General features: G+C 67.8%; 8 protein-coding genes. 2 read left to right on the plus strand and 6 right to left on the minus strand.

Features of this window, described 5'->3' with window-relative positions:
* Window positions 1-30: 30 nt before the first annotated feature.
* Window positions 31-507, plus strand: a complete 477-nt coding sequence (locus NA3_RS11730; protein ID WP_062963514.1) for a hypothetical protein — start codon at window positions 31-33, stop codon at window positions 505-507.
* Here the strand turns inward: NA3_RS11730 and NA3_RS11735 are convergent.
* The 4 genes from NA3_RS11735 to NA3_RS11750 all read right to left on the minus strand — a co-directional run bounded on the left by NA3_RS11735 (window position 480) and on the right by NA3_RS11750 (window position 6,067).
* A complete protein-coding gene (locus NA3_RS11735) occupies window positions 480-3,017 on the minus strand; it encodes an MFS transporter (protein WP_062963515.1) in 2,538 nt (845 codons plus the stop codon). The two genes, NA3_RS11730 and NA3_RS11735, sit on opposite strands and share 28 nt — an antisense overlap.
* A complete protein-coding gene (locus tag NA3_RS11740) occupies window positions 3,014-3,568 on the minus strand; it encodes a MarR family winged helix-turn-helix transcriptional regulator (RefSeq protein WP_062963516.1) in 555 nt (184 codons plus the stop codon). Before NA3_RS11740 ends, NA3_RS11735 begins: the two co-directional genes overlap by 4 nt.
* A gap of 99 nt (window positions 3,569-3,667) precedes the next feature.
* Window positions 3,668-4,507 carry a DUF72 domain-containing protein gene (locus tag NA3_RS11745; protein ID WP_062963517.1) on the minus strand — a complete coding sequence of 280 codons (840 nt, stop codon included), beginning with the start codon at window positions 4,505-4,507 and terminating at the stop codon, window positions 3,668-3,670.
* A 45-nt stretch (window positions 4,508-4,552) separates the two neighbouring features.
* The gene (locus tag NA3_RS11750) at window positions 4,553-6,067 is read right to left on the minus strand and encodes a hypothetical protein (RefSeq protein WP_062963518.1); all 1,515 of its coding nucleotides are present in this window, start codon (window positions 6,065-6,067) and stop codon (window positions 4,553-4,555) included.
* A gap of 221 nt (window positions 6,068-6,288) precedes the next feature.
* Here NA3_RS11750 and NA3_RS11755 point away from each other — a divergent pair, with 221 nt between their 5' ends.
* A complete protein-coding gene (locus tag NA3_RS11755; RefSeq protein WP_062963519.1) occupies window positions 6,289-7,455 on the plus strand; it encodes a thiolase family protein in 1,167 nt (388 codons plus the stop codon).
* A 54-nt stretch (window positions 7,456-7,509) separates the two neighbouring features.
* On the opposite strand, the gene NA3_RS11760 is transcribed toward NA3_RS11755, so the two are convergent.
* Both NA3_RS11760 and fadD32 read right to left on the minus strand, forming a co-directional pair.
* On the minus strand, window positions 7,510-7,710 hold the full coding sequence (locus tag NA3_RS11760) for a hypothetical protein (RefSeq protein WP_062963520.1): 201 nt from the start codon (window positions 7,708-7,710) through the stop codon (window positions 7,510-7,512).
* Between the two features lie 135 nt (window positions 7,711-7,845).
* Window positions 7,846-9,741: a long-chain-fatty-acid--AMP ligase FadD32 gene (gene fadD32 / locus NA3_RS11765; protein ID WP_062963655.1), complete on the minus strand. Its 1,896-nt coding sequence runs from the start codon at window positions 9,739-9,741 to the stop codon at window positions 7,846-7,848.
* Between the last annotated feature and the right edge of the window lie 92 nt (window positions 9,742-9,833).

Raw genomic sequence — 9,833 nt, forward strand, 5'->3', positions numbered from 1 at the left:
CAGCGGCCGGCTTGGTGGAAGGGGAATGCCATGACGCTTCATATCACCGACTGGTTGATGACCAGCGATGTCACCCCGGAATCTGCCCAGCGTCTGCCCTCACTTCCCGGGCAGTGGCTGCTGAGCTGGCTGCCCGGCGAGCTCCTGACCCAGGAACAGGCGCTGAGCGGCATGATCGTCGACGAGATCCTGTCCGATCCGGCTTTCGTGGACGACCTCGGGGCCGTCGAGATGGCCACCCTGCACGCCGCCGAGATCGGCATCACCCTGGACGAGGCGGTCATCCGGCTGTGCGCCCGGGTCCTCGAGCGCACCGCCCTGCGATCCGGCGATACCGGACCGGGCGATATCGAGCCCGGGGACATCGGGCCGGGCGATCGGGGGCCGAGCACCGCCGAATACGGCCCGGTCCGAGGCCACCCGCATCTACCGCACGCCCACCGCACCCCGGTCTCGCCGCACCGGCCGCGGCATACCGATCACGACCTGTCGGCGGCGCCGTCGTAGCAGAGCCGCAGGTCGTGGGCGATCCGCTCGCCGTCGACCGCCACTCGCGCACTGGCGGGCGGGTAGCCGCGACCCACCACCGTGTAGTCACCAGCGGGCAGATCGTCGATCCGGTAGCGACCGTCTCCGTCCGTCAACGCGGCGGCCACCACCGTGCCGCCCGAGTCCAGCACCGCGATGTGGGCATGGGCGACCGGACCGCGCTCGGAGCGCACCCGGCCCGACAGCACCGCCGTCGGCGCGAGTTCGATGTCGTAGCGCAGCACGCCGGTCGCGGGCACGGTCAACGTGGTGGCGTCGGGCCTGCGATGTCCGGCCACCGCGACCAGGGTGTAGGTGCCCGCGACGATGCCGTGACAGGCGTAGGCGCCGTCGGCTCCGGTCACCGCCGCACCGACGACCTCGCCACGCCGATCGGTCAGCGTGACGGTCACGCCCGCGAGGGGCCGGCCCGGCCCCTCGGTGACGATGCCGGACAGCTCTCCCGAGCCCAGCAGGGTGAGATCGACCGTCTGTGGCTCGTAGTCGATCGCGACGTTCACCGCGGCGGGCTGATGCCCCTCGGCGGAAACGATCAGCACATAGTTGCCGGCGTCCGGCACGCTCAGGTGGTAGGCGCCCTCGCTATCGGTCGTGGCGCGGGAAACCTGGTGTCCGCGTTGGTCGATCAGTGTCAGCGCCGCGCCGGGTACCGGTTGCCCGTCTTCGCGGTGAATGCGTCCGGACAAGGGCGCGTCGCCGGGCATGTCGCCGACAGCCTCCGGCAACGCGGTGTGCGCGCCCGTTCCGGCAAGTCCCGGCGCCGATTCCGGCCGGTCGTCTCCGCCTTCCGTGTCCCGCAACGGCTCCGGCTCCCAGGCTTCGGGCGCCGACTCGGCGGCTTCGGTGTCGGCGACGGCCCGTTCGTCCCGCACCGGCTCGGCGCGCTGCGAGGGCGACGAACTGTCCTGCAGCGGAATCTCTTTCATGAACAGCAGCACGATACAGGCCAGCAGCGCCACCCCGGCGGCGGCATAGAACACGCCGTGCAGGGAATCGGTGAAGCCGATGAGAATCGGATCGCGCACCTGCGCCGGCAGTGCCGCGATACCGCTGGTGTTGGCCTGCAACTGGTCGAGTTTTCCGGTGTCGAATCCGGGTGGCAGCACACCACCGAAGGCGTCGATGATCTTGTGCGGCAACAGATTGAACAGAATCGTCAGGAAGACCGCCACACCCAGCGTGCCGCCCATCTGCCGGAAGAAGGTCGCCGACGCCGTCGACACCCCCATATCCGACCGCGGCCCGGCATTCTGCGCCGCGATGATCAACGTCTGCATACAGCCGCCGAGTCCGAAGCCGATGACCGCGCTGTACACCAGCGGCTGCCAGAGCGGGCTGTCGTAGTGCACCTGCGCGTACAGCGCCGCCCCGCACGCGATGACGAACGTGCCCAGCACGGGCAGGATCTTGTAGCGGCCGGTGAGTTTGGTGACCTGCCCAGCGATCAGCGAGCCGATCATGATGCCCAGTACCAGCGGCAGCATCAGCAGACCCGCCTTGGTCGGCGAATAGCCGCGCACCACCTGCAGATACAGCGGCACCATGCTGATCGCACCGAACATCGCGATACCGACGATGAAACCACCCAGGATGGTGATGGAGAACGTCGAATTCCGGAACAGCCGCAGCGGAATCAGCGCGGCATCCTTCATCAGGAATTCCACGAGGAGGAACAGCACCGAACCGGCCGCACCGATGCCGTAACAGACCAGCGCGCGCGGTGACTCCCAGCCCCAGCCACGGCCCTGTTCGGCCACGATCAGCAACGGCACCACACAGATCGCCAGCGCGATCGCACCGAACCAGTCCACCCGGTGCCGCTGCCGCTCGTGCGGCACGTTGAGCACCTTCGCGACCACCGCCAGGGCCAGCACACCGATCGGGACGTTCACCAGGAACACCCAGCGCCAGCCGTCGATCCCCCACAGCGTGTCGTAATCGGAGAAGAAGCCGCCGAGCACCGGGCCGGCGACCGTCGCGGTGCCGAACACCATCATGAAATAGCCCTGATACCGCACACGTTCGCGAGCGGGCACGATATCGCCGATGATGGTGAACGCCAAGGACATCAGGCCACCCGCGCCCAATCCCTGGAACGCGCGGAACGCCGCCAGTTCGTACATCGACGTCGCGAACGTACACGCCGCCGACCCCACCACGAAAATACCGATCGCCAGCAAATAGAACGGCTTACGACCATAGATATCGGCCAACTTGCCGTACAACGGCGTCGAAATCGTCGCCGTGATCAAATACGCCGTCGTCGCCCACGCCTGCTGATCGAAACCATGCAAACTATTCGCGATCCGGACGATCGCCACACTCACAATATTCTGATCCAGCGCCGCCAAGAACATCCCCAGCAACAAACCGGACAAAATAGTCAAAATCTGCCGATGCGAGAGTGTGCCCGGCGCGGTGCCCGGGGCCGGCTGCGCCGCCGGTTCCCGGGTGGTCGAAGTGGTCATATTTCCAAGCCCTGTTTCGGTTCGGCCGTCGATGGTGGAGTTGATTCGATACCGCAGTTGAGCCGGTCGAGCAAAGCGATCAGAGTGGACCGGTCCGCGGCAGGCCAATCGGCCATCACCTCGGCGATCCAGAGGTTGCGCAAGCGCCGATTCTCGGCGAACACCCGAATACCCTCGTCCGTCGCGGCCAGTACGCATGCTCGGCCGTCGATCGGATCGGCGCGGCGCTCGACCAGCCCGTGTGCCACGAGCGATCTGGTCTGCCGGCTGATGGTGGAGATCTCTGCGTGCAACTGCTCGGCCAGCTTGCCGGTCCGCTGCGGTCCGTCGTGAACCAGGCAGAAAAGCATGGCGTAGGCGAGTTTCTCCAGTCCGTCCGGGCCGGCCTTGGACAGCTGCGTCTTGGCGCGATTGACCGCGCGGACGAACCGGATCAATTGGGCGCCGAGCCGATCGGCGTCGTCGAGCGCTGTGGCAATGTCGTCGAGCGCTGTGGCAGTGACGTCGAGCGCTGTGGCAGTGACGGTGCGGTCGAGGCCGGCAGCGGTCATCGGGTGTCCCCTTTTCCCAGATCTGCAGACTTGCTCAGCGCGGGCAAACAGTTGCGGGCGCCAACTATACAGCGGGCGTACGGCGGTGGTTCATGTCGTTCAGAACAAGGTCATCGGCTCGATCGGCGCCGGATCCACGAGGGCCGGCAGCTCCGCGCCGGCGGACCGCACGTCATCGTAGAACCGCCGGGCCAGGAGTAACGAATCCGCATTGTCGGGGGTGTGGACGAAGACCGTCGGCGACCGCCCTTCTCGCAACCACTCGATGACGAGGTCGCGCCACGGCTGCCAACCGGCGACGGTCGCCTCGATATCGTCGTTGCCGTGATACCGCACGATCGGATGGTCGGTCAGTGCCCGTAAGCGGCGCGGCAGCCGCGGCTTCTTCGCGCTCGCCTCGTACTCACCGGGACTGCGTGGCGGCGCGGCGAACAGTGTGGTGGTGTCGAACGGAATCCATTCGGCGCCAATACGTTCCAGTACGTACTCCAGCCGCTCGGCGGCCTCGGGATCGGCGAAGAACGCGCGGTGGCGCACCTCGACCGCGCAGCGATACCGGCGTGGCAGGCGGTGCAGCAGGCCGGCGAGCACGCCGAGATCGTCCGGCCCGAACGAGGCCGGCAATTGCGCCCAGAGCGCGTGGATGCGCGGACCCAGCGGTTCGACCGCGCGGAGGAATTCCGCCAATTCCGTGTCACCACCACGCATCCTGCGTTCGTGGGTGACGGTCCTCGGCAGCTTGAGCACGAATCGGAAGTCCTCGGGCGTCTGCTCGGCCCACGACCGTATGGTGGCCGGATTCGGCGTGGCGTAGAAGGTGGTGTTGCCCTCCACCGCGGTGCAGTACCGGGCATAACCGCCGAGCCGCCGCCGCGAATCCGGCTGATACGCGCGCCACGCCTCGTGGGTCCACTGCGCGCATCCGACCGAGAGTCTCATGGTGTCGACGGTAACCGCCCGCGGTGACACCCACCGCACAGCGGCTCAGCCCTGCCGCGTACCGCCGCGGAAGAACAGGATCTGGTCGCCGTAGTCGGCCAGCGCACGCGCCTGTCCGGCCTGCCGGATCCCGCTGGCGGGCAGGTTGGTCAGCTTGGCGAACATGCCGGAGTTGCCGAACGCCGCGCGAACCTGGGTTTCGGAGGCGTAGTCGGCGCCGTAGTCGGCGAGCATCGCGAAGTCCAACGGCGCCAGCGGAGTGTCCAGCGGTTCCTGTCCGGCCGGTCGGCCCAGCGCGGCGAACTGTCGCGCCGCACCGTCGGCGTACCAGCACAATTCGTAGGTCAGGTTCTCGATGGTGTTGACCGCGAGCACCGGCCACTGCCGCGAAAGACGCAGCGCCAGAGGGTTTTTGCCGGTGGGAGCGAGTTCCCAGAACAGGCTCAGCACATGCACCCAGCTACCCGCGCGCTGCAGCAGCACCACGTCGTCACCGAGCTTCGGATCGGCGTTGAGAACGGGATCGGGCATATGCCAATGGGTTTCGCCGACTCCGGCGAAGGCGCTGCTGTCCACCGGATGCGCGCCGTCGGCGGCATACGCCTCGATCACCGCCGCGCGCACCCGGGCCACGGCGTCGGCGTCGGCGCAGCGCACGCTCAGCGCACCGTAGGAGGTGGCGATCTCCATGGGCTTCGACGGCGGGTCCGCCAGCGCACCGGCGGCGAGGGGTTTGAGCCCGACCAGGCCGAGCTTCCAGTTGATCTCCTCGATCGTGGTGAGATCACCAGCGGTTTGGTAGAGGATCTGCTGCTGAGTGAGATATCCGGCCCGCTCGAGCGTCGGACATTCCAACTTCACCAGGGCGGCATGGGTTTTGCTGGTGAATTCCAGTTCGTCGATCGAGGTCTCACGCAACCGGGTGGTCATCTCCGGCGTGGTCCACGCGGAGTACCGTTCGCGATACATCGCCAGCGCCTGTTTGCGCGCGCGGCCGATCATCAGCGTCCGCAGCAGCATGTTCAGGCTGGCGAGGTAGCGGCCCGCCTGATCGGGGTTGGCGGCGAACAGCCCAGCGCGGATACGCACCGCCTCGGCACTGGCCGCCACCGCCGACTCCGGATCCAGCCGGCACAGCCACACCCCGCACTTGGACAGACCGTCGGCGCACACCCCGGCCGCCATCGGATAGTTCTGCGCCACTTGGTGATACGCGTCGCAGGCCTGGCGGATGGTCGCGGTGGCCAGTTCGCGATGACCGATGGTGCGGGCGGCCTGTTCGAACAGTCGCAACGCCTCGGTGACCTGCCCGGCGAATTGCGCGGTCACATGCCCGGCGGTCAGCCAGTGCAGCCGGATCAGCACCGCCTCCTGGGCGGGCTCCAGCGCGGCGGGCGCGCGGTCGCGGTCGGCGCCCTCGGTCTTGGTGTCCAGGCAGGCCTTGGCCAACTCGCACAGCGACGTCGCCAGGCGCAGTTCGGCCTCGGCCGATCGTTCCTGGGCGGCGGCCCGTCTGTGGTCGGCCACCTGCTGTTCGATCGCGCTCAGCGCACTCGCCATCCCAACTCCCGCATCACCTTCCACATACGGTCGTCGACCGGCCGCATCGTGCCGTGCCGAGTCTGCCACATCCGGGGACCGCGCAGCAGCCGACGACGCCCGCGAACCGTGCCGCCGCCGGGCCGCACACCGCCGGAAGACCGGGCCCACTCTCGAAAAAGAAGCGAACCGGTGTTAACTTAAAGAAGAACCTCGAGTAACTTTGATCGATCGGAGTGGCTATGACCACGGCAGTCGTCGTCGATGTCGTCCGGACCCCGTCCGGTAAGGGAAAATCCGGTGGCGGCCTGTCCCGGGTCCACCCGGCCACCCTGCTGGCCGGAGTGCTGTCCGACCTGGTCGCCCGCAACGACCTGGACCCGGCGCTGGTCGACGACGTGATCGCCGGCTGTGTGACGCAGAGCGGGGAACAGGCGTCCAACATCGCCCGCACCGCGGTGCTCGCGGCCGGATTTCCGGAGGCCGTCCCCGCCACCACCGTGGACCGCCAATGCGGCTCCAGCCAGCAGGCCGCGCACTTCGCCGCTCAGGGCGTGATCGCTGGGGCCTACGACATCGCCATCGCCTGCGGTGTGGAGTCGATGTCGCGGGTCCCGATGTTCTCCAACGGCCAGGGCGCCGACGTCAATCGCGGCCCGATCGCCCATCGCTACCCCGAAGGGCTTGTGCAGCAGGGCATTTCGGCAGAGGTGATCGCCGCGCGGTGGAAGTTCGACCGCACCGCACTGGACGAATTCGCGGCCCGGTCGCACCGGCTGGCCGCCGAGACCGCCGCTGCGGGCGGGTTCGATCGCGAGATCGTCGCGGCCGGAACCCTGCGGGCCGACGAGACCATCCGGCCGTCCACCACGGTCGAGGGCCTGGCCGGTCTGCGTCCCGCCTTCGCCGACGATCGGTACCTGGCCCGCTTCCCCGAGATCGACTGGTCCATCACGCCGGGCAACTCCTCCCCGCTCACCGACGGCGCCTCCGCGGCCCTGATCATGAGCGAGGAGAAGGCCGCCGCCCTCGGCCTGCGCCCGCGCGCCCGCTTCCATTCCTTCGCCGTCACCGGCGACGATCCGCTGCTGATGCTGACCGCGGTCGTCCCCGCGACCCGGAAGGTGCTGGCGCGCGGTGGTCTGTCGATCGACGACATCGACGCCTACGAGGTGAACGAGGCCTTCGCGCCGGTCCCGCTGGTGTGGGCGCACGAATTGAATGCCGATCCGGCCAAGCTGAACCCCCGCGGCGGCGCCATCGCGCTGGGGCATCCGCTCGGCGCCTCCGGCGTCCGCATCCTCGCGACGCTGGTCAACCACCTCGAACAGTCGGGCGGCCGCTACGGCCTGATGACCATGTGCGAGGCCGGTGGCCTCGCCAACGCGACCGTCATCGAACGGCTCTGACGATCGATCGGATCACGTGTGCCGGTCGGCGTCCCCGACGCCGACCGACGCACGCTACCCGCGGTGCCGGCAACTGTCGGGCACGATATGCCCGGCGGTGACCAGCGCATCGAACGCCGCCTGCTTGATCCCGCAGCCGTCGGTCGAACAATCGGTGTGCAACTGCATCACCTGATGCGCACGTTCCACTGTCAATGGCCGGGTGGGCGCCGAATGTGCCATCACCACAATGAGATAATCGGTAGACAACTCCATGACATTGCCCCATATCCGGTTCTACATCTTGATGTAGCTACACGGTAACTCCGCGGCGGTGCGTCGCGGACGGACAAGTACCGGACAATCCGGTGCCCAGAGGACATCTCAACGGGCACACGAGGATTGCCTCACCTAATCCGCCTCGCCCGCGCCGCTCGGCCGATCGTCGGTGACATCCGGGAAGGCCTGCTGCCGGTGGCCGCCGCGCAGGGTTCCCGTCAGATACGCGGCCTTACAGGCACGTCGGGCGATCTTGCCGCTCGACGTGCGCGGAATCGACCCGGCCGGCACCAGGAGCAGTTCACGCACGGTGACCCCGTGGCGCGCCGAAATCACCGCTCGCACTGCCTCCGCCACCGGTGCCGCGTCGAGTTTGGCTGCGCCACTGGCCCGTTCGGCCACGATTACCAAATGTTCGCCCGCTGCCCCTGAGGCGGCGAGGTCGGCGGGCAGTTCGTCACCGCGCACCGAGAACGCGGCCACGAAACCGGGCCGCAATGCGGTCGACGACTCCTGTGCCGACATCTCCAGATCCTGCGGATAGTGGTTGCGCCCGTCGATGATCACCAGGTCCTTGACGCGGCCGGTGATGTACAACTCGCCGTCGTGGTACACACCGTAGTCTCCGGTGCGCATCCAATATGCCTGCGGGGCAGTGCCTTCGGCGTGGCTGCCGGTGGTCTGCCGGGCGCTGAGCCGGTTGCGGAAGGTCGCCTCGGTCTCCTCGGCACGACCCCAGTAGCCGATTCCCATGTTCTCCCCGTGCAGCCAGATCTCGCCCACCCGGCCGTCCGGTAGTTCGGCGCCGCTGTCGTCGACGATCACCGCCCACTGTGAACGCGCCACATACCCGCAGGACACCTGTGCCACGGCGTCTTCCGCGTCCGGGGCGACCTCGACCAGGTGTCCGGCATTGAGGCGGGTGCGGTCGGCGTAGACGACCCGCGCGGCGTCCTCGCGCCGGGTGGCCGACACGAACAGGGTGGCCTCGGCCATCCCGTAACACGGCTTGATCGCCGTCTTCGGCAATCCGTAGGGCATGAAGGCTTCGTTGAATTTCGCCATCGACGACACCGACACCGGCTCACTGCCGTTGATCAGACCGATCACGTTCGACAGATCGAGGTGCTCGCCCGCCTTCGGCCGCCCGCGCGCCGCCGCGTGTTCGAAGGCGAAATTCGGGGCGGCGGCATAGGTCGCCGCGCCGTCGGAGGCGGCGGCCAACTCCTTGATCCAGCGATAGGGCCGCCGGACGAACGCGCTCGGCGACATGATGGTGATGAACTTGCCGCCGATCGCCGGCAGGATCACACACAGCAGACCCATGTCGTGGAACAGCGGCAACCAGGTGACGCCGCGGGCGGTTTGGTCGATGCCGAGCGCGTCGATCATCTGCAGCAGATTGGTGCCGACCGAGCGATGCGTGATCTCCACGCCGGCGGGCGTGCGAGTGGAACCGGAGGTGTACTGCAGATACGCGACGCTGTCGATGGTGATGTCGGGCTCGGTCCAGCCCGCGCCGACACTGTCGGGAATCGCGTCGACCGCGATGATGCGCGGACGCTGCCCCGCCGGCATGCCGCGGAAGAATTCCCGCACCCCGGCCGCCGCGGAACTCGCGGTCAGGATCGCGGTCGGCCGGCAGTCGCCGAGTACGGCGTGCAGCCGGTCCGTGTGGCCGGGCTCGTCCGGATCGAACAGCGGTACAGCGATATTGCCCGCGTACACCGCCGCGAACATCGCGACCACGTAGTCCAGCCCCTGCGGCGCCAGCACGGCCACTCGATCCCGCGGCCGGGTCACCTGCTGTAATCGGGCCGCCACCGCCCGCAACCGGGCACCGAACTGACGCCAGGTGAGCTCGTGGTACTCACCGTCGCGCTCGCGCGAATAGTCGATGTAGCGGTAGGCCAGTTCGTCCCCGTTCGCCGCGCTGTGCTTGTCGACGAAATCGATCAGGGTCGCATCGCCCAGGATGGTGATGTTGCCGTGTTCGTCCAGATAGTCATCGAAGGTCTCGCCGATCATTCCCTCATCCTTTTCACGCACGAACGTCACGCACGAACAGTCACGCAGGAACGAAAGCCCGGAGCCCGCGCTCGGCGGGGCTCCGACGGGGG

This window comes from Nocardia africana NBRC 100379, assembly GCF_001612635.1.
GTDB lineage: Bacteria > Actinomycetota > Actinomycetes > Mycobacteriales > Mycobacteriaceae > Nocardia > Nocardia africana.

Bases quoted from the DNA above. Each gene is read 5' to 3' on its own strand.
- NA3_RS11750 (WP_062963518.1), bottom strand. From the start codon at position 6,067: ATGGCGAGTGCGCTGAGCGCGATCGAACAGCAGGTGGCCGACCACAGA.
- NA3_RS11740 (WP_062963516.1), bottom strand. From the start codon at position 3,568: ATGACCGCTGCCGGCCTCGACCGCACCGTCACTGCCACAGCGCTCGAC.
- NA3_RS11745 (WP_062963517.1), bottom strand. From the start codon at position 4,507: ATGAGACTCTCGGTCGGATGCGCGCAGTGGACCCACGAGGCGTGGCGC.
- NA3_RS11730 (WP_062963514.1), top strand. From the start codon at position 31: ATGACGCTTCATATCACCGACTGGTTGATGACCAGCGATGTCACCCCG.
- fadD32 (WP_062963655.1), bottom strand. From the start codon at position 9,741: ATGATCGGCGAGACCTTCGATGACTATCTGGACGAACACGGCAACATC.
- NA3_RS11735 (WP_062963515.1), bottom strand. From the start codon at position 3,017: ATGACCACTTCGACCACCCGGGAACCGGCGGCGCAGCCGGCCCCGGGC.
- NA3_RS11760 (WP_062963520.1), bottom strand. From the start codon at position 7,710: ATGGAGTTGTCTACCGATTATCTCATTGTGGTGATGGCACATTCGGCG.
- NA3_RS11755 (WP_062963519.1), top strand. From the start codon at position 6,289: ATGACCACGGCAGTCGTCGTCGATGTCGTCCGGACCCCGTCCGGTAAG.